Here is a 25,134-nt window from a genome sequence, read left to right as displayed (position 1 = left end):
TTCTCTTGCATCTGTGGGGAGGGAGGCCAGGGGGAATGGCCGGGGCGCGAAACCGCGCCGGTGGCGGGGCGGGAACGGTGTCCTCGCTGCTGTGGCGCGGCCGGGCTCAGGAAGTGGTGCCGTCGTGGGTGACGGTGACGACGATCTTGCCGACCTGGCCGTTGGCCTCCATGTAGCGGTGGGCCTCGGCGATGTCGGCCAGGTCGAAGGTTTTGTCGACGACGGGAGCGAACGAACCGGAGGCGAGTCCCGCGTTGACGAACGCGACCGCGCGGCGCAGGCGCTCGGGATCGGAGGTGATCTCGAAAAGGGTGTAGGTGCTGCTGTTCAGCGCCGGGAAGGACTGCGCGTTGGGCAGCGGGGTGGGACGCGGGTCGAGCGCGCCGTAGACGACCAGGTATCCACCGGGGGCGATGCCCTTGGCGAGGCTCTCGACGCCGGGTCCTGCGATCGGGTCGAAGGCCAGGCGCACCCCCTTGCCGCCGGTGATCTCCTCGATGCGTGCGGGCAGGTCCTCGTCGTCGGTGACGATGACGTCAGCCGCGCCGGCATCCAGGAGGCGCTGCTTCTTGTTCGCGCCGCGGGTGGTGGCGATCGGGATCGCGCCGATGTGGCGGGCGATCTGGATGGCGGCCAGGCCGACGCTGCTGGAGGCGGCGGTGATCAGGACGTGGTCGCCCGGACGTACGCGGCCGTTCTCGGCGAGGGGGCCGTAGGCGGTGATGTAGGCCATCCACACGGCAGCCGCGGTGACGGCGTCCACCTGCTCGGGGCGGGGGACGACGGCTGCGGCCGGCAGGACGACGCTGTCGCCGTAGGTGCCGTACTCGTTCTGCAGGAACGCGGGCACGACGGCTACCGGGTCGCCCGCGGAGAACTCGCTCACGCCCTCACCCACCGCTTCGACGACGCCCGCGGCCTCGTAGCCCAGCGTGGAGGGGAAGACCGGCTGGTAGAAGTAGGCGCCTTCGCGGTACATGATTTCGGCCCGGTTCAGGCCGATCGCGTCGACGCGGATGCGTACCTCGCCCGCGCCCGGATCGTGAAGGGCGACTTCGCGGAGAGTAAGGACCTCGGATCCGCCGATCCGGTCGAACTGTACGAGCTTTGCCATGGTGCACCAGTCCCGAGGGTAGAAAGCGGGAGAACACCGGACTATCCCGGCGCGCTCTCCACTCTGCCCCAAGCTTTGACCACGGTCAAATTACGATGACGGTCAAAGTATGTACCTGGTGCGCTGCCCCGGCAGGCTCAGGCGGTATCTGCCGCCTCCGTGGCCAGAGCAGCCAGCACGGCCGGCAAGAGCCCAGGGAACCTCTCGTCCATCTCGTCCGTGCGGAGCGCGTTCATCTTCGTCGTCCCCACGTAGTACTGGCGGATCACACCCGCTTCACGCAGCACGTTGAAGTGGTGCGTCAGCGTCGACAGCGACACCGACGCGACGAAAGTTCCGCAGCTCAGGTCCGCACCCGCACCCGCCAACTGCGCCACCACCGACCGGCGCACCGGGTCTACCAGCGCCTCCAAGACCTGCTGTAGAGAGACCTGCGACAGATCGGGATGCTCCACCGTCCGGGGGGCAGAACGGGGACGGGCCACAGTGACTCCTTGAAGCAGCTATTTGATACGGCTGTCCCATACTACGACCACCATCGAAGCAAGGCTCGGAGCTCCTGCTCCAGCGCCCCAGGGGCTCACTCGTTCTCGTCGGTACTCGGCATTCGGCTCCTCTCAGTCAAAAGGACGCACGTCGCCCTCTGCTCAACACGTTGAACTTGACAGAGAAGTCGTCCGTGGCGAGCTCACGGAATCTGTCCAGGCACACACGCCAGCTGTCCGGCCAGCGGGCGGCGAAAGTGGACTTGCCGCAGCCCGGCGGCCCGATCAGGACGCACAAAGCGCCGGCCGGGAGGTTCAGGGGGTTCATCGATCCGTCCTTTCGGTGTGGGGAGGCGGCCCCAGCCGGGTTGGCTGGGGCCGTGCTGTTCGTCGTCATCCCCGCGGCACGTCGGAAGGACCGGCCTTGTCGGCTTCGCGGGTCCTGCGGACGTAGCCGATAGCGCTGGCGACGTGGCTGTTACTCATCAGGCTGGCGCCGTCATCCAGCCGGTCGCGCAGTGTGTCCAGCCGGGCCCACGCGATCCTGAGCTGCTCGATCACCCACCCCATGTCATCGTCACCGGGCAGTACCTCGCGCACAGTCAGAACCATCAGGCCGAACGCGATCGGCACCAGCAGTTTCTAGACGATCCCGCGAGACCTATCAGCAAGGCCAACGATCACAGCGAGTAGGCAGACCACGGAAGTTGGAGCAGAACCCGCTACTGCTCGAAAAAGCCACCGTGCTCGCGCACCCAGTGGCGCAGGGCGTTGTAGCCGGTGAGCCAGACTTCAGAGTCGGGGTGCAGGACCCGGGTGCGCAGGAACAGGGCGACCACCTGAGCCTGAGTGCGATAGGTGTCGCATTTGCACGACAACTGCCGCAGGGAGCACGGAACTACGCCAGACCGATCAGGCCGCGAGCACGGAAGCCTCGGACCCCGGGCCACCTCGCGGGTGCGGCCGGTGCACACACGCCGCGCGGCGCCCGATGCCGGGCCCCCGGTCAGCCGGCTTCCGTCAGGGCCGCGTGCGCGGCGGCGAGGATCTCCTCGGAGAGCGGGGAGCCATGGGTGGCCCGGGACAGGACCAGAGCACCGACCAGGGTGCACAGCCGGGCGAGGCCGCCCTCGCCGCCCCCGACGCCACTGACGCCCTCGCCGCCCGCGACGGCCTCGGCGGGGGCGACGAACGCGGCGAAGTCGGCCACGCCCTTCGCGTAGGTACGGCGCGCCTCGCGGCCTTCGGGTCCGCGCGCGATATCGGCGGCGAGAGCCGCGACCGGGCAGCCGTCAGCCGCGTTGTCACGGTGTTCGACGGACAGGTAGGCGTCGATCAGGGCCCGCTGAGCGGCATCCCGCTGCCCGTCGTGCCGCTCGAGCCCGGCCGCATTGCGCCGTGCGATCTCATCGAAGACGTGGGCGGTGACCTCATCGACGAGCGCTTCCTTGGAGGCGAACTGCTTGTAGAAGGCGCCGTGGGTGAGGCCGGCCGCCTTCATGAGATCGGCGACGCTGACGTGGGTGCCCTGCTCCCGGAACAGCCGCGACGCGGTGTCCACCACCCGCCTGCGATTTTCCTCCGCCTGCGCCTGTGATACGCGGCCCATGGCCACCTCCTGCACGAACCAGTTTGGATGTCGATTGGCATCTATCCTAGTCGCGTGTTTAGATTGTGGTTGAAATCTAATTGGCTCAGGTGCTCCGACGGCGCCTGCGAAGGACAGGAGCGAGCATGGAACTCAAGAACGCGGTCGCGGTGGTCACCGGCGCTAACCGGGGCCTCGGGCGGCACCTGGCCGCCCAGCTCGTGGAGCATGGCGCCAAGGTCTACGCGGCGGCCCGCCGTCCCGAAACGGTCGACCTGCCCGGCGTCACCCCGCTGCGCCTCGACGTGACGGACCAGGAGTCGATACGGGAGGCCGCCCGCATCGCGTCGGACGCGACGCTTCTGATCAACAACGCGGGCATATCCACCGGTGCGACGCTGGTCGGCGGCGACCTGGACGAGGTGCGTCGCGAGATGGAGACCAACTTCTTCGGCCCGCTCGTGGCCACACGGGCCTTCGCTCCCGTCATCGAGTCCAACGGCGGCGGCGCCGTACTCAACGTCCTGTCCGCCCTGTCCTGGTTCCACCCGGCAGGCCTCGGCTCCTACGCGGCTTCCAAGGCCGCCGCCTGGGCGCTGAGCGACGCGAGCCGCGAGGAACTGGCGCCCCGCGGGATCACCGTCTCGGCGCTGCACGTCGGCTACATGGACACCGACATGGCCGCCGGCGTGCCAGCCGATCAGAAGGTCGCCGCCGCAGACGTCGCGGCCCAGGCCCTGTACGGCATCGAGGCGGGCCTGCCCGAGATCCTCGCCGACGAGACCAGCAGGTACGTCAAGCAGAGCCTGTCCGCGGCGCCCCAGCCGAGCGCGGGCTGACGCTCACCCCCTCCGCCACGGCACGACGGCGTTCCAGGCCCCCTTACGCAAGGACTTCTCATGCGTTATACGGCCTTCGGCCACAGGGCCGGACTGCGCGTGTCCGAGTACGCGCTCGGCACCGCGAATTTCGGCACCGGCTGGGGCGCCGGCGCTGAGCCCGACGAGGCCCGCCGGATCTTCCACCGGTTCGCCGAGGCCGGCGGCACCTTCCTCGACAGCGCCGACAGCTACCTCGCAGCCCTCGACGTCCAGCTCACCGACGAGCAGTACGCGCGCCTCGACAAGGTCAGCGCCATGCCGCTCGGCGGTAGCGCACGAGGGCGACGCGGGCAGCGTCATCGCCCCGGTCGTGCCGGTGGCCTGAGCCCGGAAACACGCCGCCGCAGGGCTCTCCGCGCAGGCACTGACCACTGCCGTGCCGACGCGGAGCGCGCGGACCAGAAGACACGACAAACTGTCTCGTAACGAGACAGGACGCTCACGGACAGAACACCCCTCCCGCTTGGACGGGAGACCACACGAACGGAGATGACGATGAAGGCCTTCATGGTCGAGAAGTACGGTGACGCGTCCAACATGCGTGCCGCCGAGATACCCGACCCCCAGGTGGGTGCCGACGACGTCCTGGTCAGGATCGACGCGGCGAGTGTCAACCCACTGGACGTGAAGATCCGCGACGGTGACCTCAAGCAGATCCTGCCCTACCGTCTCCCGCTCGTCCTGGGCAACGACCTCGCCGGGACCGTCGTCCGCGTTGGATCGTCCGTCACCCGCTTCGCGGTGGGCGACGAGGTCTGGGCGCGGCCCGACAAGGACCGCATCGGCACCTTCGCCGAACTCCTCGCCGTCCACCAGGACGACCTGGCGGCCAAGCCCGCCACGCTCACCATGACCGAGGCCGCCTCCCTCCCCCTGGTCGCGCTGACCGCCTGGCAGGCCCTGGTCGAGCGGGCGAACGTCCAGCCGGGCCAGAAGGTCCTCATCCACGCGGGCGCCGGCGGCCTGGGCTCCATCACCATCCAACTGGCCAAGGCGCTGGGCGCGCACGTGGCCGCCACCGCGAGCACCGCCAAGGTCGACCTCGTCAAGGACCTCGGCGCGGACGAGGTCATCGACTACCGCACCCAGGACTTCTCCGAACTCCTCACCGGCTTCGACCTCGTCCTGGACTCCCTCGGCGGTGAGAACCTCGCCAAGTCCCTGCGCATCCTCAAGCCCGGCGGCCTGGCCATCTCCGTCGCGGGCCCGCCCGACGCGGCCACCGCCCGCGAACTCGGCTCGAACCTGGTGCTCCGCCTGGGCATCGCCGCGCTCAGCGCCAAGATCCGGCGCCAGGCCAAGCGTCTCGGTGTCACGTACTCCTTCCTGTTCATGAAGGCCAGTGGCGACCAGCTGCGCGAACTCACCCCCCTCATCGACGCCGGGAAGATCCGCCCCGTCGTCGACCGGGTCTTCCCCTTCGACGAGACCCTTCAGGCCATGGAGTACGCCGAGAAAGGCCGCGCGAAGGCCGGCAAGGTCGTCGTCTCCATGGCGTGAACCCAGGGCAACGGTCCTGCCGGACGCCGAGAACGCCGCCCGCCACAACGAGAAGAACCCGCCCCACGCTCCTTTCTCCCACACAAGGACCCGATCACGAACGCACCGTCCAGCTCTCCCACCCCCAGCCCGTCGTCGTACAAGAACGCGCCGATCCGCGCCATGTCCGTGCACGGAGTGGGCGTCGCCTACCGGCAGCACGGTCCGGACGACAACTTGCCTGCGAAGAGTGCGGATCACGCCAGGAACGATGCGAATTCGGCGACAGATGTCGCGCTCAGAGCTTCACGAAAGGGCAGGTCAGGACGGAAGGATGACGACACCTATCGCGCTCAGTCTCACCGCCCCCGCATCGCGGGGGAGGGAGAACCGCAGCAACGGCACGTTGGCGGTCGCGTGTTCCTCCTCGGTCGCGTCGTCGTCCGCGCTTTCCTCGAGGGTGGCCTTGGTTGTCTCCTCGTCCGTGCCGCCCGCGGTGCCGGCCGCCTCGATGTCGTGGTCGGCGTCGTTCTCCTGGACGTCGTCGCCTTCCTCGTGGACCGGATCGAGTGCGACCACGGACGTGGCTTGCCCCGGGCGGTCGTGGTGCTCAGCGCCATGCGCTCGATGACCCGCTCGTCATGCGCCCGCAGGCCCTGGAGGACCCGTCGTGTCGAGCTTGGCCTGGTCTTCCTTGGCCGCGTCGTAGGCCCGCTGGGCGGCGTCGGCGTCGGCCTCGGCGTCCTCCTGCTTGTCCTGCGCGTCAAGGTAGGCGACGTCCTCGGCCGTGCAGGCCGGCGCTTCGGCGGCCAGAGCCTGGCCGGGGCTGAGGACGGCCAGCGCGGACGCCGCACCCAGGGTGGCCCTGCACGTAGTGCTGATCTTCACGGATTCAACCTCATAAGCCGGCCGCAACGCCCGCGCCCTGGCGGCCGAGATGCCCGCCCATCTCATCGCGTTCGATGTCCTGCAGAGTTGACGGCCGGGAGCTGTTGTACGCCCTCGTTCGAGCGCCGCCGCCAAGTCCTGGAAGCGCTGTTCGTCGATCACCGGCTCGAGCCGCCGTGGACGCTCTGCCCGTCGGTCGGGCCCGAGTTATGGAAACTCACCTTTCAGGATGGCCCGTAGGTGAATGGCGCTCTCGGATGTGATGTCACCACGGGGGCGAAACTCTGCCGTCCGGTTCGAGCCCGAACCGCGGGATCTCGTCCACCGAGGGGTCGGAAGGCATGGTCTGCCGTCGCAACCTGGCGAGGTCGTCCAGAGCGCCGATGTGCCCGGCGTCCACGGCGGCCTGGCACAGGCGTTCGGCGCCCGCGGCGTCGCCGGCGAGTTCCCGGCACTGGACCAGGAACACGAGCGCGTCGCCGTGCCCGGCTGCACCGGCTTCCAGAGCGAAGCGCTCGGCCCCCTCGAAGTCGCCAGCCCCTGCCCGCGCCCGGATCAGCGAGGTGATCGCGGCGACGTTACCGGCATCCGCGGCCGAACGTGCCAACTCCTCGGCCTGCGAGGGGAAGCCTGTGCGTTCTCGTATCGCCGCCAGCCTGTCCAGAGCGATGGTAGATCCTGCGTCAGCTGCGACTCGGTAAAGACGTTCGGCGCCGGCACTGTCCCGGGCGGACTCGCGCTGGTCACCGAGGTGGAGTGCCAAGCTCACCTCTCCAGCGTCGGCTGCTGCGCGGGCGAGGCGCTCCGCCCCCGCGATGTCCCCCGCGTTGAGGCGGCGGTAGCCCAGACGGGTCAGTGTTTCCACGTGCCCTTCCTCCACCGCGCGGTCGATCTGTTCCGCAACGGCAACCTCATCCGCACGTTCCCGATGACGGGCGAGCTCGTTGGGTGCATGCCTACCCCCGGATTCACACGCAGCGGAAAGAGGCTCCTCGCTGTCAGGAATAGGGAGCTCGCCATTCGAAGTCGCCTCCTCCTGCGGGACGGCTGTCCACCTGGCGGCTTCTTCGTCCCGGCCCATTTCTCGCAGCAGGCTGACCAGCAAACTGCGCGCCCCGGGGTGCCCAGCCTCGGCGGCAAAGCGGGCGAAACGTGACGCAAGGGCGAGATCGCTCGCATAGTTGTCCAAATAGTTAGCGCGGTTCAACAGGTCGGAGGCCGCACCGGCTTTGGCGGCAGCTATGAAGAATCCGTCCGCACCCTCCGTATCGCCGACGTGGTCCCTCAACTCAGCCAGCCGACAGAACGCGGCGGCGTCCCCAGTTTCGGCTGCTGCCTGCAGGAGCTGCTCAGCACCATCGGTGTCCCCTTCGGCGAGCCGTCGCTCAGCACCCTGATGGGCAAGCAGGACGAACGCTTTCAAGTCGCCGGCTTCCGCGGCGATCTGGTGGAACCGCTCGGCACCCGCCCTGTCGTGGATCACGGATCGTTGCTCGGCAAGCCCCATGGCCACTGAGGTGTCCCCGCCGCTGGCAGCGGCACGGGCGAAGTGCTTCGCGCCTTCGACGTCACCGGCATCCTGCCTCCGCTGAGCCATGACAGCCAGCAGACCGTGTTCGCCCTTCTTCCCAGCGGTAAGAGCGAGCTGTTCTGCCCGTGTGAAGTCGTGGGCATCCCCGCACTGCAGGGCGAGGTCGATCAAGGGCCGCAAGACCCCCAACTCGGCTGCGGTACGTGCGAGGCGTTCCGCCCGCGTGAAGTCGTGAGCGTTTCCGCATTGCAGGGCGAGGTCGATGAGGGGCTGCAAGGCCCCCAACCCGGCCGCAGTGCGGGCCAACAGCTCCGCATCCTCCAGGTCACCTGCCTGCGCCCGCAGCGCAGTCAGACGAGCAAGTGCGTAGCTGTCCCGCTTTTCGGCGGCGGCGCGGTAGAGCTGCTGCGCGCCCTTGAGATCTCCGACGCTTTCGCGGCGCTTGCCGAGCTGGGCGAGAGCGCGAGTGTCACCAGCTTCGGCGGCCGCGTGCGCCATGCGCTCAGCCGCCTCGGTATCGCCGTCCTGTATGAGCGCGAGGCGAGTCAGAGAGCTCGGGTCTCCTGCCGCAGCAGCTGCGTGGGCAAAGCGGCGTGCACCGGCGATGTCACCGGTCTGGTTGCGTAGCGCGACCAGGGCACCAAGTGATGACACATTGCCGGCCTCGGCGGCGATCAGGTGAAGGCCGGCGGCATGCCGGTAGCGCGCGCGCTTCTGGGCAGACCAGGCCAGAGCCTGCACACTTATCAGGTCGGGCGGATGACGAACGGCGGCTTCCCAGAACGATGCAGGCGGGCAGAGCCCACCACGAGTGCGCTGGCCGTGCTGTTCAAGGTAGTCGGAGAGCCGTGAGGCCCGCCCTGCCGAAGGACTGCGCGGGGAGAGCGCTGCCAGGGGGCCCGGGGCCCCTTTGCAGGGTGCGGCACAGTACTGGAGCGCCTCCTGGAACCATCTCGGCCCGAGCTCGTTGCGGGTACTGGCGCTGAGGTAGCCCTCGGCGGCCTCGGCCAGCAGTTCGTGAGAGAGCACCGGGGTGTGCCCAAGACGTCGGAAATCCATCGCGGCATGGAGCAGCGCTGACGCACCCGTAGGCGCTGTGCGGTAGCGGGTGACGAGCTCGGGGACCCCGGCCAGGTACTGGGTCACCTCGCCGTCCACAGCCTTGGCCAGAGCATCCGCAAGTCTGGGATCCTCGGCAGAACGGGCGCGTAGCACCTCCAGGTCCGCCCCTGTGAACGCGGGCGGTACGACGGTGTGTTCGCCCGTGTTGGTGAGCAATTCCCGCTGCTGGCTGAAGGCGTCCTCGCCCGTCACCGGCCGCATAGTGAGTGAGGCCCAGTACTGGGGCCACATCGTCGCCATGACCAGGACCGGCCCGCGGCGCCGGTCCTGCAGCAGCGTACGTAGCCCGGCCGTGATGCGCTCAGCAACGGCCGGTTCAGGTGAGAGGAAGTAGTGCTGGGCTTCGTTGAGCCAGATCACTGTCCGTGGCCCGACGGCAGAGATTGCCTCAGCGGCGGCATGTGCCCGGGTGGGATCGTAGGGGTGCCACACCCGCCACCCCTCGGGCAGTCGCCGAACAGCCTCCCAGCAGGCCCGTGTCTTCCCCGTCGAGGACCCGCCCACCAGCGTGACCAGCACACTTGTTCCTGCCGTCGCGCGTGTGACGGCCTCTTTCAGATACCGGTCGTGGGCACGATCTACATAGACAGGCAGAGCAGGAAGCGCCATGGAAGCCGAGGGGGAGATGGCGCGGTGGACCTCCAGCGCGAAGGGGTCCAGGTCGCCGACTGCCACTGTCTGCGCTGCGGACACGCCTGCTGGAGGCTGAGCGGGCGCGGGGCCACCCAGATGCAGGTGATGGATATGGGTGGTCCCGGAGGCAAAAGCTCCCGGCGCTGTCGCCGCAATGGTGGTGATGCTCGGATGAACATCCGCTGTGGAGGCGTCTTGGGTCAGGGCCCGGACTGACCGGGCTGCGTAGGGTTTGCGGGCGCGCCCCCGAAGTTCTGAACGCCGGCGGCGTAGCCCCCGTGCTCGGCACGGATGGTCACATCCCCAGCGGCTGCAAAACCGCCGTCACCGGCTGTCGCCGTGCCACCTGCGGCAGCGGGCCCAAGCTGTGCGACGGCAGCAGCCAGCTCTCGCAGGTAGTCGGCCAGCTCATCCCGCTCCGGACCATCGGTGGCGTCCAAGGCATCGGACAGGCGCACCGTCCACTCGTTCTGCAGGCGGCCGCGGGAACGCACTACTCCATTCGCGTCGGTGTCGTTGGACTCCAGTTCGGCGGCCGTGCGGTCCAGCCGCTCCAGCGTTACCCGCTCGGCCTCGCCGTCACCCCGGCTGGTCAACCGGGCGATCCGAGAACGAACGGCCTCCCACAAATCGGTCCCGGCCGCCGACACCAGAGCCGCACCACCCGCCGTAGCGAGTGCCGCCAAAGCCTCCAGATCCACCCCAACCCCCTCAGCGCTGCACGTCCCCCGGGCAGACAAAACCCCTCCGTTGAACAGTACTTGGCCGCCACGATGCTAGGCAGGTCAGAAGCAGCCAGAGAAAGGCGCAGGTGAGGTTGTAGGTGCCTGCGTGCTGCGAGAAGGGTCGACTCGCCTCGACGGTAACGGTGGTGAGGTCATCGGTCAGAAGCGTGGCGCCAATGGTGAGTTTGCTGGCCGGCGACCCATCGGTTCTGGCCGGGTGACCAGAAGGGGTGCTCGTGGGTGGTGGTCAGCTCTGTTTCGCCGTCGGGGGTGGTTAGTGTCAGTTCATCTGGAGCGAACCCTCATGGGCAACGAGAGTGATCTTTCTACCTCGCGCTGAGTGTGCGGGTCCTGGGTTGCTTAGTCGTCAGGTGCCCGCTGATTCGAGACAGGTGAGACAACTCCCACAGGACCTCGTCCTCCAAGCTCGTACGGTGCCATGGGGAAGCGGCTGTAGCGCCCAGTGGGCGGATCGGGCGCGCTGCGTGCGCCGAGGCTGGCCTGCATGGCCGCGTCGAGCAGGTGGGCCCGCACCTGAACCCGGCTGCGTGCGCCGCGGCGAAGCCAGCCGGCGTACTCCAGCTCGTCCCACAGATCTGCGCGCTGGTGCAGCCGCATGCCGCGCAGCAGGCAAACCTCGCCGTTCGGGTCCGCGTGCAAAGCGCACTGGAAGGCCACCAGCCGGGCCCCGGGGGAGCAGGATCAGGGAAGGGCCGAGACGAGACAGGTGAGCGTCCGGCGCACGCGTGCCTGTGCGTCGGCGTGTTCAGCGGCCGTGCCGCGTCCTGGCCTTGGATCCCTCCGGCGCGCCGGCGCTGACGCGAGGGATCCGGGCGTGCTCTCGGGGACAAGGGCCGTGTGTGAGGTGGCGGCAGGCGGTGCAGACGTCGGCCAGACGCCACCGGCGGCCGCCGCGCTCGCCGGTGAGGGCGAGCCGGACCGGACCGTGGCAGCCGCGGTGGCGCCGGTGCCAGCAGCAGCCCCGCTCCCGGCACTGGCAGGTCCGCAGGTGCGACGGCAGGGCGTCCCGCCGGGCGTGCCGTGCCAGGTCAGCGCCACGTCCGGCCAGGCCCGTCGCGCCGCATGGTGCCCGGACCGTGTGCTGGCCAGGACCCCAGGGGGAGGTGAGGCTAGCCTGCCGTCGCGGTCAACTTCCAGGTGTTCGGGCTCAGGACGGCGCACGCTCGTCACGCCGACCAGGCACGCCGGTGACGGGATCGACGTATGTTGCGCGGATGGACATACGCAGGATCAAGTCGAAGCCGGCGCTGCTGATAGTCGCGGGCCTGGTGGTCGCCGGTGTCGGAGTCGGGATTGGCCACACGCTGCAGACGGATACTGCGACCCCGCAGGTGTTCCAGGGCACGGTTTCGGCAGTCGGTATCAAGGGAGACAAGTTCGGGATCTCCCTTGACGGTCGACAGCCGGGGAAGAGCTTCGGACTCGGCGCCGTGCCGTGGAAGGACACCGACGGCACCTGGCACGAAGGCAGCCCGATCGACTGCCTCAAGCCCCTGTCCCAAGGACAGCACATCAGGTTCGGCGTCGTTCACGTGAACGATCCCGACTTCAGTACCGACCTCGTCGCCTGGGTCGACTGCTCGAACGCGACGGGCTGACCCCGTCTGCTGGGAGTCACGCCGGCACGTTCCTCCGAGAGGCGTCAAGCCCGCAGCTGGGGACCGGCAGCGCAGAAGCTGCTCATACCCGTCTGGCCTGCGCGATCTGAGGCGTGAGGTTCTGCTGATGGCGTGTCGCGGCGACAAGCCCACCGCCTTCCACATTGCCGCGCTCGACCTTGGCTTCGTCAGAGCGAGTGCCGCCACGGGGTTTTGACGCCTTCTGGGGGCTGGCCGCAAGTCGCCTTGATCTTGCAAGTGTGAAGGTGACTGGATGGTGGGGGTGCGTGTGGCAAGCAGCCGGGATCGTCGGAGGCACGGCCGATGGTTGAGGAGCGTGCGTGGCGGTGCAGGGTGCGGACGTGCTGGTGGTGGGCAAGCGTCAACCTTTGCCGCTGTGAGCCCTTCAAAAGGCTGAAGTATGCCGCTCCGAGGGGGATCTGGAGTGTGTGGCGCTGGTGGGCTGGCGCAGACTCCGAGGTCAGCCGTCGGATCTAGGAGCAGTTGTGCCCACATCGCCACGTCACATTGCTGTGATCACAAACGGTGATGGTCATCGGGCCGAGCGGCGGGGAAGCGAGCACATCAACGACCCCTTGGGGGGCATCATGGCGAGCCTGCGGGCGGCCGTTGTCAAAGGGGAGCCCTGGTTGTCGTGGGCCGCGTTCTCCCACCGGGAGCCGGCGACCCCCCACAGCGCAAGGCCGATTGCCTCATGATGCGGTTCGGTCAGTGGGTGACCCTTGACGAGGCCCGCGCCTGGAACGACCTGGACGTCCTAGTGGTGTCGCGCTGGCATGTGCGCCGGCTCCGTGGGTGGCCGCAGTCCGTGGGTAAGACTGCTGCTGCCGGGGCGGGTGCGGTATGAGAGGTCTCGTCGGGCGCCGAGGCACTCCAGGCAGCTGGGTGCGCGCGTGGCCGGGAGTGCTGCGGCGTCATGCCGTCTGGTTCCTGGCCGCGCTTGGGATCGTGATGGTGGTGTCGGCGGTGGTCGCAGCGGATGCCACCGAACGGCTGTCGGCGGGCGGGTATCAGTACCGGGACGCGGAGACGCAGCGAGCGGTGGACGTGCTTGCCTCAGACTTCCGTGTTCCTGCCGACGCCAACCTCATCCTGACGGTGCATAACCGCATCACGGTGCGCTCCGGGTCGGCGGCCGTCGCCGGGAAGGCGTTGGTGGCTCGGGTCCGCGCGCATCCGGCAGTTACGTTGACGGCCGATCCGTGGACCTCACCCTCGCCCCCCTTGTTCAGCGAGGACGGCCGCACAGCGCTGGTGCTCGTGCAGATCTCCGGTTCGGAACGTGCAGCTGCTGCGGCCGCCCGCTACCTGGCCGATGACGTGACCCGTACCGACGGGCTCAACGTGGGCGCGGGAGGTCAGGCGCTGATCCAGGACGAGCTGATCCATAGCTCGCAGGACGCGTTGCTGCGCGCAGAACTCCTTGCTGTCCCGCTGGCCTTCCTGGCCCTGGTCATGGCCTTCCGTTCTCTGGCGGCGGCTCTGCTTCCTGTCGCGGTCGGTGCGGTGGCCGTCACCGTCGGCCTGGCTCTGCTGAGGCTACTCACCCTGGTCGTCCCGGTGGGTACGTTCGCGCTCAACCTCACAACCGCCCTGGGTTTCGGTCTCGCCGTCGACTACAGTCTGTTCCTTCTGACCCGCTACCGCAGCGAACGCGCTGCTGGCCGTGACCGCGACCACGCCCTCGATGTAACCGTCCGCACTGCCGGCCGCACGGTCATCTACTCCGCGCTCGCTATCGGCGCGGCCCTACTGGCTTTGCTGTTCTTTCCCGTCTACGCCCTGTCATCGCTGGCCTACGTGGCTCTGAGTGTGGTCACCCTTGCCGCGGTGAGCGCGGTGATCGTGGTGGTGTGCACGATCTCGGTGCTCGGTCAGCGAGGGGACCGGTTTCTCCTCCCTCGGCGGCGGCCGTCCCGCACGCGGAGTGATGGATGGGGCAGGCTGGCAGCCTCAGCCACCAACCGGCCCTGGAGGTGGGCGGTGCCGCTGGTGGTCGTGCTCTGCGCGCTGGCCGCACCCTTCGCCCACGCGACGTTCACCGTGTCGGATGAGCGGATGATGCGCGGCTCCTCACCGGTGCGGGTCGCGACGGAGCAGGCGCGTACGCGCTTCGACCTGCGCCAGGTCGATCCTGTGTGGCTGTTGCTGTCTTCCGGTGTGGAGGGCGGCAGAGCCGCAGCCTACGCCGGGACCGTAGCCCGCACTCAAGGCGTGGCACATGCCACGGTGGTGGCCGGCGCCGGCCCGTCCAGACGCACCGCGGTGCGGGTGGAGACCATCGACGTACCGGACAGTGAGGCGGCCGCCGACACACTGGCCCGTCTCCGGGCCCTGGCCCCGCCGGGGCCGGTCACCGCGGTGGGCGGCACGGCGGACCGGGTCAATACCCTGATTGCTCTCTCGGAGCGGCTTCCCTTGGGGCTGGGCTTGATGGCTGCCAGCACCTTCGTGCTGCTGTTCCTGTTCACCGGCAGTGTGTTGCTGCCGGTGAAGGCTCTGGTTCTGGCAGGACTCGGCCTCACCGCCAGCATGGGAGTGCTGGTGACCGTCTTCCAGGATGGAAACGCGGCCTTTCTGCTCGGTGACGTCACTGCGCCCGGTTACCTCGATCCCTCCGTCGTCATCGTGATCATTTGTGTGTGCTTCGGGCTCGCGACCGACTACGAGATGTTCCTCCTCTCACGGGTCCGCGAGCAGTACCTCCTCACCCGGGACATCCGCATTGCTGCCGTCGAGGGCACACGCCAGACCGCGGGTACGATTTCGTGGTCCGCGATCATCCTGATCACGGTGCTGCTGGCGCTGGCGGCGTCTCCACTGTCCGTGCTGAAGATGGTGGGCATCGGCTGCGCCCTGAGCATTGTGGTCGATGCGTTCGTCATCCGGCCGATCCTCGTCCCAGCGGCCCTGGCTCTCTTCGGTTCCGCCAACTGGTGGGCGCCGCCGTGGATGCGCCGCTTGCACGAGCGCATCAGCGCGCACGACGGGCAGGCGTCCGCAGCAGCACCTCACACACGGCCAGATCACTCCCTCAGCGCCACCGACACCAGTGCTCACCCGCTCACAGCACCCGTCGCGGAGCACCTGTGACTACTGGTCCCTGCCCCTTGCAGGCGCCCGCACGTGTCGTTCGCCGCGTCAGGGCCTGCTGGATCCGAAATCCTGCCCCCCTTTCCGGCAGCACTGTCCCAGCAGACCGGCCCGCCGCCCTTGCCCTGTCCACTGGACCACCGGGGCTGGCGGCGGATCCGCTGACCGCTCGGCTCTGCAGTCGCGCGACCGAGCTCTCGCACCCGTGTTGGAGCCATCGTCAATACCTTGCGAGGCCTGGTCGAAGACTCCTTCCCCGGCCTTCTGCGGGACCTTCCGCTGTCACCGACTCCTTCACGGACGAGCGCAACCCGCTCGTCATCACAGCGCCGAACGGAACCAGTGCCCTGTGTGCCGGACCTCCGACCCACTCCGATAAGGATCTTCGTGGTGATCTCCACCCGCCCCAGCCTCATGGACCTGACCATGCATGACATGGCCCAGAAGCAGCCCTGGCTGTCCCAAACCATCGGTGCCGCCCTACATCTTCAGGGGACGGCGCCGGCGCTTGCTGACCTTCGCGCGCATGTGGGCGACCGTCTTTCCGTGCTGCCCTGCCTGACTCATCACCTCCAGGGCGCCGGGCTGAGGGCGCATTGGGTTCACGATCCGCGCCCTGATCTCCAGCCACGCATCCGAGAACGCGAACTCGTGCCCGGCAAGGACAGTCTCGACGCAGTCCTGCAAGATCTGCTCACCCAGCCTCTCCCGACCAGTGGCCCGCTGTGGGACCTGTGGCTCCTGCACGGCCACGCCGCACACCAGTACACGCTGTGCTACCGCGCCCACCACTCCGGCCAGGACGGCGCAGCCGTCATCAACGTCCTCTACAACCTCTTCGGCGCCGTACTCCCTCATGCCCCCACCGGCACGAATCCTGTGGCCGGGCCACGCGCCTGTGCCTCCACCCTCAGGGGGATGCTCACAGCCCTGGCCCACAACAACATCTGGAACGATCCGGCCCACGTTCTGGACGACTCCCGCATCAGCACTTGGGCCAGCGTCCCCACCCATCTTCTGCATGACATGGGTGCAGCCCGTGGCGGTAGCGGCAACGACGCGTTCCTGGCCGCCCTGGCAACCGCCGTGCGGACCTGGGCCCACTCATACTGGGCCCGGGGAGTCGGCCGGCCGGTACCCGCAGTGATGATGGCCAACCTGCGCCGGGCCCACGAGGCAGGCCGCCCTGGCAATTTGTTCGCCTACGCCACCGTCCCGCTGCCCAGTCACGAACCCACCCACCAGGCCCGCCTCGACGCGGTCATCGCCGCCACCCAAGGGCCCAAGAGCCCCCTTCGACGGGAAGCCACCCGCACCATCCTCGACAGAACGCCGACACGCCTCGGCCGCGCCCTGGCCGACCGGCTCACCACCCCCTCGCGCGCGGTCATCGACACCTCTTACGTTGCCGTCCGCCGGCCCCTCCACTACCAGAGCGATCCGGTCACCCACATCCAGCCCTTCACCTGGCTTCCCCGCAACCACCCCGCCTCCGTCCTCGCGTGCAGCTACAACGGCATCACCACCACGCACTTCCTGACCAACAGAGCGCTGCCTTCATTCCACGAGTTGGCCACGCACTGGGAGCAAGCTGTCAGCGAGGCCCAGGCGCCCGTCCCCATGACAACGCCCAACCCTGTGGGCGATCAGCAGGAAGCAGCCGCCCGGGCAGCGACAACACCCGGCCCAAGCACACCGCGCCCATAAGCTGCCTTGTCCAGCAGGGCGCCCGCGTCCTGCTTGTGGCATCCGCCGCCCCGGCCACCCCTCTCAGGCTGCCGCACGTTTGCGTCCCGGCCCGCCACGCGATCGCGCCGGGGGATCATCCCGGCCGTGATGCTGACAAACCCGGCTGAGGCGAGGACGCCACCCGCCCGGCCCGCCTGCGGGCCGCAACCGCGTCAGAGGGCTCGGGGTCGCACCGGCCTCGTGCTCCCGTGCCGTGCCGAATGAACACCGGTTGCGGGCTCTCCCGCATCCTTCGGAAGGAAACAGGACATGACGGTCTTCATGGCCGGGACCACAACGCCGCGGACCGCGCCGGTGACGGCAGTTGCGGTACAGGATGCGGTCGGCCGGGCACTGGAATTCGTCAGCGGCTCAGTCGGGCCAGCCGGAGCTCCTCCAGCGCTGCTATCCCTCGATCCCCAGTTCGGGCAGAGTTTTCCCGGCTCTCTCGCGCGCGGGGTCCTGCGAAGCCGCCTCGGGGTAGACCCGGGCTTCGATCTCCAAGGGGAGGCGTTCTCAGCGATGGTGTCGCTGGTGCTCCTTCCAACGCTCACACCCCGGGGCGAACGAGGCGTGACTGGGCAGCTCGCCAGGCGACTGGCCACACAGGTACAGACGTGCCGATGGGGCGAGCGCTATCGGTTCTTCCCCGGCATCGGCGGCTTTCCCGCAGACACCGACTGCACGGCCTTGGCGACCGGCGCCCTCTACGACCACGGCCTGCTGACTGACGCCGGCCTGGACCGAGGAGTGCACGAGCTCCTGAGCTCCGCACCGCGGGTCGCAGAACCTGCACACCCTCTCAGCCCGTGCGTGCACAGGGACGTTTTCATGGTCTATTGGGAGGACGGCAAAGAGCCGTCGACACTGCGCCGCGGGCGCAAGCACGACGCTGTGGCCTGCACGAACGCCCTCTACACCGTTCAGATGGCACCCCAGCCGGTCACCGGGCAAGCCCTAGCGGTGATCGACGCGACGACCCACTACCTCCAGGAACATCTCAACTCGGGGCGCTACCTCGCGGGCACCCGCTACTACCCTTCGCCCGATGCCTTCCTCTACGCCGTCGCGCGTCTGTGCTCCCGCTTCCCGGCCAGCGCGCAGGTCTTGGCCGCTCCCGCCCGGCAAGCCCTTGCCGAACTGGAAGCTACCGCCGCTGCGGTGCGTGTGCCTGTCAGTGCTCTGGATATCGCTCTGCGGACCCTGGCCGCCGACCACCTCGGGCTCAGCGCCGGTCAGGACCGGCACCGGACGTGGCTCGCGGCCGCACAGTGCGCGGACGGGTCTTGGCCGGCCGCTGCGTATTACCGGATGGGCCGCTTCCCCGTCTACTTCGGCTCGTCCTATCTCACCACCGTCTTCGCGATGGCCGCACTCCTTCCCCGCGTTACGGGCACTGGCCACAATGGATCCGGCGATCCGTCCGAAACTCTCCCGACCGGCAAGTCGCCCAGCCTCTGACGCCACCCGTCCGTGCCAGGGCCGGCTGCCGCGTCCTGTCCACAGCCAAAGGCTGCAGGACCAGGGGGGTCAGGGCGTGACAAAGCGGCCGGTGACAGCCAGCCAGTGCAGCGTGGCGGCCATGAACGTCTCCACCATGTCCACATAGCAGCCCACCGCACTGTTGTTCCCGGCCGCGACAGCGCAATCCGAGCGCAGCGCGGCGGCGGCGGTACGGAACCCCTCTCTGCGTTCCTCGATCATCGCGGTCACCCGTGCCCGGGCGCGGAGGGTGGAGCAGCCGTCCTCACGCGCGATGACGGCCACCAGATTGTCCTGGCCCGCGGCGATGTCGTTGGCGTACGACGCAAGGTCATTTGCCCACCCAGCCACATCGGCTACCGCCCCGCCCAGGCCCCGCAGTCTGGCCTCCACGCCGTGCCCCTCCACCATCGGCGCGCGGCCGGTGCTTTCCAGGACTGCAAGCATGGGCAGCAAGGTGATCGTGCGTCGCCGCAATCGCACATACATCGACAACGGCAGCCGCACCCCGCTACGCCGTAGAGCCACCTCCTGTTCGCTGGCGTCGAGGAAGTCGTTGTAGGCACAGGCGAAGCGAGCGCGCCACCGGTCTGACATGCCCGGTGCGGTGCGCCGCCACAGATTCCACAGGACCACCGCGTGCGGGGCCGTCGGCGGATGCTGCCCGCCGTGCTCGAGTACCTTCCGCAGCGGAGCGGTGAAACCCTCGAGTTCACCCGGCCGGGAGCCAAGACCCTGGCGGTCGATGTGGTCGTCCACCCAGCAGATGAACGCTGCCCACTGCGCCGTCAGCATCACGTCGGCGGCACCGGCCCGCGGCAAAGCTCGCCCGGCCAAAACCTCCAGACGCATGGCGAGGAGCCGGCGCTCGGCATGTGCATCAGCAACCAGACCTTCGCCGCGGGCCCACCGCAGCACAGTAGTGATGCGCTGAGGCGTGGACGCACTGTCAGACATGCACCCGATCCTGGCAGAAGCTTGAACCGTCCCTTGCCAATCTCTGCGGGAGGAGCTGAAGCGGCCGTCGGCAAACACCCATTCCGGTAACCGATCACCGCATCCCACGCCGCCAGGTCGTGCCGTTCCTCGATCGCTCGCTCCGGGAGCGTTGAGGACACGTCGGGCGCGCGCCCGATAGCGGATTTAAGAGGTATTGATTAAGGCCCCGTGATCACAGGATGCCCCCGCAGTCACGGGCCCCGCCAGCAGGTGCAGGCAAACGGGGATCTCCGAGTCGGTTGTTTGCTTGAGTCGTCGGCTGGAAGCGAAGGTTCAAAGGCAGCAGCGGGGTGTCAGCCTTTCCTTCTCTTTGCCAAGTGGTGGTGTGCCGCGTTCGCTGTCGCCGGCTATGAGCGAGCGCTTCAGATGGTGGGCCGCGGCTAGTGTTCGAAGCTGTGGGATACACCTTGGAAGAGTTGATCGAGAAGCAGCGCGCGCGGTGGATGAGGCGCACGGCCATGTAGAGAAGCTGCGGGAGCGGTTCGGGCCGCCTCCGGGTGAGTCGTTGACCCCGGCGCAGGCTGTGGCTCAGGAAACAGCGTGGAGGGCGTGGCGTGATCTGACACGCAATATGCAGAACTTTGTCGCCCAGTACGCGAATGATACCGGTAAGCCTCGCCCCGACCTGGAGCACGAGGTGTGCACGAAAGCCGGCCCCGCGACCGACACCCAGCGCTGAGCGATCCGGGCTGCCGGTGCGCCCGCTCCGCTCTGCCACCCGCTCCGGTCGGCGCTGATCCTTCCTCGGGCAGACCGACAAGCATGCCGAAGGCATCATCAGCGCCGGCCCTGATGTCTGGTACACCACCCCGACAAGACGGGCGTCGGTGATTATGAGGACTACTGGCGCGCGGTCCACGATCTGGCCACCGTGCACGCGATGTGCGAGGACTACAGGTCCGGCCTTGGAGTCGATCGGGAGCACGAGGAACAGGGCCGGCGCATCGGCTGTCCGCTGCAGGTGCTGTGGCCACCCAGGGCGACGTGGTCGACAGTCGGCGGACACCCACCCATCAGCCGTGTGAACACCCCTGCGGGTCAATACAACTAGATCGCGGTGTAACCGCCGTCAGCGGCGACCACGGCTCCCGTGACGAAACTGGAGCGGGGTGAGACGAGGAAGCACAGGACCTCGGCGATCTCCTCGGGCTGCGCCACACGTCCCAGTGGCTGCGCGGTGGCGAAGGACGCCAGGTAGGCGCGGCTGTCGGGGCGGATCGTGTCGAGGAAGTCCGTCTCGATGACGCCCGCGGCCACGAGGTTGGCGCGGATGCCCAGGGGGCCGCCCTCGACGGCGAGTACCTTGGTCAGTTGGGCCAGAGCTCCCTTCGACGCACTGTAGGCGACGCCCTCGGGCAGGGCGACGTTGGAGGCGTACGAGCCGGTGCTGACGATGGCGCCGCCGCCGCGGCTCTTCATGGCCCGGAATGCCTCGCGGGCGAAGAAGAAGGAGCCGCGGGCGTTGACCGCCATCATTGTGAAACTCCTCTTCCAGATTCGTGACGTCGGGGCGGACGTCGAGGGCGACGACCTGGGCGCCGCGGGCGTGGAGGAGCGCCACGGTCTCCCCGGCCCACCCCTCGCGTGGCTCCAGTGACGAGGGCGAACTTCCCAGCGAACTTGATGGAGTCGGATGTTGCGGCGGATGCGGTTGCAGGTGTCATAGTGCGGTCGTAGCCCGGGACGGATGCCACGCCGCCGGCCTCGTAGAGCCACGCCCAACCGGTGAGATATCGGTGGAAGCGAGAGGCAGCGGACGCCCCCTCGCCGGCCAGAGCGGGCGTCCCTTCAGGACAGACGCGAAGCCGGTCGGTGCGGTCAGGGGGCGAGCAGATTGGGTGGTGTCGGTGCTGCGCTGGTCGGTGTGCCGGTCGTGAGGGTTTTGGCGATAGCTTCGCTGCGCCATACGAGCATCGGTATGCCGGAGATGTAGTAGTGGGTGCCGCTCGTGAGGTGGCCCAGGGCGAGAAGTGATTGCTGGGGTCTGCCGCCCTGGCCGAGGAGTCGTCCCGTTTCCGGTTCCACGCGCAGTCCACCGTCGGGGTGATGCTGCGCGCTGCCGTTGCGGATCAGTGAGTCCGTCAGCTCCTGGGCACCTGCGGGTGCGGCCGGACGGGCCGCCGATGCCGCCGTCGCAGCACAGATCACGACGTCGGCCCTCATGGCACGGTCGTGTGCCCTGACGACGAATCCTTGATCGGCGGATGTGACGTCCTCAAGCCCACGCAGGATGTGGAGCTGGCCGCTGTCGGCCATCTCCAGGAGTGTGCGGGCGGTCGCGGCGGGCATGGGGGAAGTGAAGCTGGCCCACAGCCGGTGGTACCGGCGGAAGAACCTCCTGCGGTCGCTGGGGGCCAGAGCGGGCCACCAGTCGTGCACGGTGGTGATCAGGGCCCAGGTGGTGACCTGGAGCCAGTCGATGTCTTGTACGTGAGCCCGGTCGGCGAGTTGTCGGCGTAGTCGTCTCACCCCCCAGTCCGCGATGGACAGCTCGGCGGCGATCTGGCCCGGTGTGGCCCCGGCGAGGAGTGCTTCTTCCCGAGCCAGAGCGGCTACCTCCTCCCACCGCAGGGGTGGTGACGGGCTCTCGAGGCGCTTTCGGACAGCCTGGGGGGTCAGCACCGCGGGCCGGCCGGCTTGCCGTGGGCGGCGCACGGCGGCCAGGATGCCGTGCCGGGAAAGCAGCGTGATGCGCCCCTGGTGCCGTTGGGCCCGTAATCCGAGGACGGTGTCGACGGCGGTGAGGCCGCAGCCGATGACGGCCACGGACGCCGAGGGATGAACGCTGCCCAGAGCTGACGCCACGGGGTAGGGCCGGGGAATGTAGGACGGGTGACCGGCGAGTTCATAGGGGTCGTAGCCGGAGGGGTTTCCGACGCACAGCACTGCGTGGTCGCAACGGATGCTGCCCCCGTCGTCCAGCCCCACCACCGCCTTGTCACCATCGGAGGCGGCACTCACCGCCCGTCGGCGCAGCCATGTCACGCGCCAGCCGGCGGCCGTCAGACCTTCCAGGGTCTGGGAGAGGCTTTCCTCGAGATAACGCCCATAAGCGTGCCGCGGTGGGAAGACTTCCTGCGTCCAGGGGCGGGGAGCACCATTGCCGTCCTCGCGGGCGAGCCAGCGCTGCGCGTGCCCGGGGTCGTCGGGGACCAGCGTCATCATGGAGGCCGGCGCGTTCACCACGATCTCGTCACGGTCCATCCGGTAGGCGCTGCCGCGCCACAGCCGGTCCGAGGGCTCCACGATCACGAGGTCGACGTCGCGTGAGCCGAGCGCGCGGGCCAAGGCCATGACGAGACAAGCCGCAGCCGTGCCCCCGCCCACCAGACAGATACGCATCGCAGCCCTACGCCCCGGGCGCGTTACGGGCAGTTGGGCGCTTACGGGCCAGCGCGAAGCGGTAGGTGATGCTCCCGACGAAGTCCTCGTCGTGTGCCCTGCGCCGCGCCTCCTCCTTCAGCGAGCGGGCGAGGTCCTTGCCGATCGTCCCGCTGTCGAGCATCGTGTCCACGCCGCGGTCGATGATGGTGTAAGCGTAGGCCGAGTGAGCGGCCGTGTAGATGTGGGCACCAGACTGCGTGAGCTGGAATCCTGCCGCCTCCAGTAGCCGCGGCAGGGACCGCAGTACGTGCGTGTTGAGGACGTAGTGCGCACGCCAGGCTGCTACGCAGGCGCTAAGCGGATCGTTCTCGCCCAGCGAGAAGTCCGCCGATGCGTAGTCGCCGTCCAGTATGGCCAGCTGACCTCCCTGGCGGCCCACCCGGTGAGCCTCGCGGAGCACCGAGGGGATGTCCGGGATGTGGCTGAGCAACGTGTACATGAGGACCGTCTGGAACGTCTCGGCAGCGAACGGCAGTCGGTGTGCGTCGGCTGCCAGGAGTCTGAGGTTCCCCGGTGCCGGCTGGGCCCGGGCGGCCGTCTTCAACAGGTCGAGGCTGTGGTCGATGCCGACGACTGTGGCGGCGCGCGCCCGGTCGCAGAGGTCGGTGAGGAGCCCACCGGAACCACAGCCGATCTCGAGCAGCGGTCCGCCGGTGACATTGAGGGCCGTGAGGAAACGCTGCAGCATCCGGTGCTGCTCCGGGTCCTGCCTGCGGGAGTGCAGCACCGACGCGATCTGCTGCGCGGTCTCAGGGCCGCACGTGGCCAGCGAGGAGAACACGTCGCTCATGGGTGGCCGCTTCCAGTGGCCGGCGCAGCAGCGATACGGAAGAGGGCCCCTTGGTCCTCAAGCCTGCTGAGTGCCTTCAGAGACTCCCGCACCACGGACTCCTGGGGGTGGACGAAGTAGACGATCCCTGTCCTTCCTTTGGTCAGGGTGTTCTTGCGGACCGGTTGTCCGACGTGCGGCAGTCCCCGCACGCTGTGGAAACCCGGGAGCCGGCGCACGGACGAAAGGCCGGGCACCGCCGTGAGGACACCGGACTCCCAGCAGCGCACGAATGCCTTGCCCATCACCTGCGGCGGGGCATAGGACTGACGAACGCGGGCCGTGAACGCCGCAGGGTCGTCGAGGCTCTCCGCCAGCACATGCTGCTGGCTGTCGCCGAACGCGGCGAAGTACGGATCGGGGTGGAGCACCGGCCCCAGGATGCGCGCATTGACCTCGATGAGGCGCGGACCCTCACCGGTGAGGCGCACATCCGCGTTGGCCGCACCGTGACGCACCCCCAGAGCGTTCAGGCAGTCCAGGGTGTAGGACACCACTTCTTGCTCGGCTGCCCCAAGGCTCTGGCAGCTGATGTTGTACCGGCGCACCGGAAGGCCGTCGAGCTCCTCGATGACAGTTCGTGCCACCTCGCACACCACATGCCGGCCGTCCAGACTCACCGTCGTCACCACGTACTGCTCACCGCGGAGGTACTCCTGGACGAAGATCTCGTCGTTCGCCAGGCCCACGAGGTTCATCTGCCGGTGAATGTCCAGGAAGTGATTTACCGCCGCCGCTTCCGACCAGCACACCCTGCAGCCGTCACTGCCGGAGCTCTGGCCGGGCTTCACGACCACCGGAAGCCCAAGACGCCGCACCGCCCTGGTCAGGTCCTCCACCGTTGCAACCGCGGCCTGCCCCGCGCGGGGCACACCGGCCCTCCGCAGGACTTCCCCCATCAGCGCCTTGTCCCGTCGGGCGGCTGCCGTCTCGTCCTCATTACGCGCCAGGCCCAGAGCCGCAGCAAGCTCATGGGCCAACGCGACCCCGAACTCGCTGCCGGGAACCACGTGCCGAACCCCCCGGTGTCGCAGCACGGCCGCCGTCTCCGCCGTATCTCCGCTGACAATCAGTACAGGCGCGTTCGCGTCACTCCTGGCCGCACCTGAGAAGCGCTCCTCATACAGGTGGAGTCGGTTTTGGCCCCGTTCCCTGAGAGCGGAGGAGAGGAACACGCCACTGGAAAGAGGGTCGACCAAAGCGATCATGAGGGTCCTCTTGCTCACAAGGGCAATGGAAGTTCCGTCCACCCGCACACCTGCCCAGACAGGGTGTACGGATACGCCGTGGCAAGTTGGCCGACAGCGCGGCTACACGGCCTCAGCAACCTGGCCGAAGGCAGGAAATGCACCAGGCGCCAACCACACCCGAGACCTCCCCCAGGGCCACTCACTCCTACTACAGCGCACCCCCCGGGCTATGACGCTCCGCGACCGCGTGACAACAGCTGGCCACAGGCTAGGCGCCAGAGAAGCAGAAGATCCGGAAAAGCTCCCAACAAGCCATGAAAGGAACCGGAAAGGCCCCCTTGAC

General features: G+C 68.4%; 19 protein-coding genes and 1 pseudogene. 7 read left to right on the top strand and 13 right to left on the bottom strand.

Going from position 1 to position 25,134, the window contains the following annotated elements:
• Positions 1-106: 106 nt before the first annotated feature.
• The 4 genes from OG379_RS00975 to OG379_RS00960 all read right to left on the bottom strand — a co-directional run bounded on the left by OG379_RS00975 (position 107) and on the right by OG379_RS00960 (position 3,208).
• Entirely contained in the window at positions 107-1,114 is a 1,008-nt protein-coding gene (locus tag OG379_RS00975; RefSeq protein ID WP_405658249.1) for a zinc-dependent alcohol dehydrogenase family protein, read from the bottom strand.
• A gap of 137 nt (positions 1,115-1,251) precedes the next feature.
• The gene (locus tag OG379_RS00970) at positions 1,252-1,599 is read right to left on the bottom strand and encodes an ArsR/SmtB family transcription factor (protein WP_405658247.1); all 348 of its coding nucleotides are present in this window, start codon (positions 1,597-1,599) and stop codon (positions 1,252-1,254) included.
• A gap of 393 nt (positions 1,600-1,992) precedes the next feature.
• On the bottom strand, positions 1,993-2,232 hold the full coding sequence (locus tag OG379_RS00965) for a hypothetical protein (RefSeq protein ID WP_405658245.1): 240 nt from the start codon (positions 2,230-2,232) through the stop codon (positions 1,993-1,995).
• Positions 2,233-2,605: 373 nt separating this feature from the next.
• Positions 2,606-3,208 carry a TetR/AcrR family transcriptional regulator gene (locus tag OG379_RS00960; protein WP_405658244.1) on the bottom strand — a complete coding sequence of 201 codons (603 nt, stop codon included), beginning with the start codon at positions 3,206-3,208 and terminating at the stop codon, positions 2,606-2,608.
• A 125-nt stretch (positions 3,209-3,333) separates the two neighbouring features.
• Here OG379_RS00960 and OG379_RS00955 point away from each other — a divergent pair, with 125 nt between their 5' ends.
• The 3 genes from OG379_RS00955 to OG379_RS00945 all read left to right on the top strand — a co-directional run bounded on the left by OG379_RS00955 (position 3,334) and on the right by OG379_RS00945 (position 5,568).
• A complete protein-coding gene (locus tag OG379_RS00955; RefSeq protein ID WP_405658242.1) occupies positions 3,334-4,026 on the top strand; it encodes an SDR family oxidoreductase in 693 nt (230 codons plus the stop codon).
• A 60-nt stretch (positions 4,027-4,086) separates the two neighbouring features.
• Positions 4,087-4,494 (top strand): aldo/keto reductase, encoded by a 408-nt coding sequence (locus OG379_RS00950; RefSeq protein ID WP_405658240.1) that lies wholly within the window; start codon positions 4,087-4,089, stop codon positions 4,492-4,494.
• Positions 4,495-4,563: 69 nt separating this feature from the next.
• Complete coding sequence (locus OG379_RS00945; protein WP_405668357.1) at positions 4,564-5,568, top strand: NADP-dependent oxidoreductase; 1,005 nt, start codon at positions 4,564-4,566, stop codon at positions 5,566-5,568.
• A gap of 300 nt (positions 5,569-5,868) precedes the next feature.
• Here the strand turns inward: OG379_RS00945 and OG379_RS00940 are convergent, their stop codons facing one another.
• The 4 genes from OG379_RS00940 to OG379_RS00925 all read right to left on the bottom strand — a co-directional run bounded on the left by OG379_RS00940 (position 5,869) and on the right by OG379_RS00925 (position 10,422).
• On the bottom strand, positions 5,869-6,126 hold the full coding sequence (locus OG379_RS00940) for a hypothetical protein (protein WP_405658237.1): 258 nt from the start codon (positions 6,124-6,126) through the stop codon (positions 5,869-5,871).
• Between the two features lie 60 nt (positions 6,127-6,186).
• Positions 6,187-6,435, bottom strand: coding sequence for a hypothetical protein (locus OG379_RS00935; protein WP_405658235.1), 249 nt, complete (start codon positions 6,433-6,435; stop codon positions 6,187-6,189).
• Positions 6,436-6,700: 265 nt separating this feature from the next.
• Positions 6,701-9,781 (bottom strand): tetratricopeptide repeat protein, encoded by a 3,081-nt coding sequence (locus OG379_RS00930; RefSeq protein WP_405658233.1) that lies wholly within the window; start codon positions 9,779-9,781, stop codon positions 6,701-6,703.
• Between the two features lie 140 nt (positions 9,782-9,921).
• Positions 9,922-10,422 carry a hypothetical protein gene (locus tag OG379_RS00925; RefSeq protein ID WP_405658231.1) on the bottom strand — a complete coding sequence of 167 codons (501 nt, stop codon included), beginning with the start codon at positions 10,420-10,422 and terminating at the stop codon, positions 9,922-9,924.
• A gap of 1,259 nt (positions 10,423-11,681) precedes the next feature.
• On the opposite strand from OG379_RS00925, the gene OG379_RS00920 reads away from it, so the two are divergent.
• The 4 genes from OG379_RS00920 to OG379_RS00905 all read left to right on the top strand — a co-directional run bounded on the left by OG379_RS00920 (position 11,682) and on the right by OG379_RS00905 (position 18,368).
• Entirely contained in the window at positions 11,682-12,065 is a 384-nt protein-coding gene (locus tag OG379_RS00920) for a hypothetical protein (RefSeq protein WP_405658228.1), read from the top strand.
• A gap of 906 nt (positions 12,066-12,971) precedes the next feature.
• Positions 12,972-15,179: an MMPL family transporter gene (locus OG379_RS00915; protein WP_405658226.1), complete on the top strand. Its 2,208-nt coding sequence runs from the start codon at positions 12,972-12,974 to the stop codon at positions 15,177-15,179.
• A 546-nt stretch (positions 15,180-15,725) separates the two neighbouring features.
• Complete coding sequence (locus OG379_RS00910; protein WP_405668355.1) at positions 15,726-16,886, top strand: wax ester/triacylglycerol synthase domain-containing protein; 1,161 nt, start codon at positions 15,726-15,728, stop codon at positions 16,884-16,886.
• A gap of 291 nt (positions 16,887-17,177) precedes the next feature.
• Positions 17,178-18,368, top strand: a complete 1,191-nt coding sequence (locus OG379_RS00905) for a hypothetical protein (protein ID WP_405658223.1) — start codon at positions 17,178-17,180, stop codon at positions 18,366-18,368.
• A gap of 69 nt (positions 18,369-18,437) precedes the next feature.
• Here OG379_RS00905 and OG379_RS00900 read toward each other — a convergent pair whose 3' ends face one another.
• The 5 genes and pseudogenes from OG379_RS00900 to OG379_RS00880 form a co-directional block, all read right to left on the bottom strand.
• Positions 18,438-19,346: a terpene synthase family protein gene (locus OG379_RS00900; RefSeq protein ID WP_405658222.1), complete on the bottom strand. Its 909-nt coding sequence runs from the start codon at positions 19,344-19,346 to the stop codon at positions 18,438-18,440.
• Between the two features lie 1,089 nt (positions 19,347-20,435).
• Positions 20,436-21,052, bottom strand: a pseudogene (locus OG379_RS00895) (SDR family NAD(P)-dependent oxidoreductase).
• Between the two features lie 154 nt (positions 21,053-21,206).
• On the bottom strand, positions 21,207-22,730 hold the full coding sequence (locus OG379_RS00890; RefSeq protein ID WP_405658220.1) for an FAD/NAD(P)-binding protein: 1,524 nt from the start codon (positions 22,728-22,730) through the stop codon (positions 21,207-21,209).
• Between the two features lie 7 nt (positions 22,731-22,737).
• The gene (locus OG379_RS00885; protein WP_405658218.1) at positions 22,738-23,562 is read right to left on the bottom strand and encodes a methyltransferase domain-containing protein; all 825 of its coding nucleotides are present in this window, start codon (positions 23,560-23,562) and stop codon (positions 22,738-22,740) included.
• Complete coding sequence (locus OG379_RS00880; RefSeq protein ID WP_405658216.1) at positions 23,559-24,809, bottom strand: ATP-grasp domain-containing protein; 1,251 nt, start codon at positions 24,807-24,809, stop codon at positions 23,559-23,561. Before OG379_RS00880 ends, OG379_RS00885 begins: the two co-directional genes overlap by 4 nt.
• Positions 24,810-25,134 lie beyond the last annotated feature (325 nt).

It is taken from the genome of Streptomyces sp. NBC_01166 (assembly GCF_045039765.1).
Lineage (GTDB): Bacteria > Actinomycetota > Actinomycetes > Streptomycetales > Streptomycetaceae > Streptomyces.
This window is presented reverse-complemented; position numbering and strand designations above follow the sequence as displayed.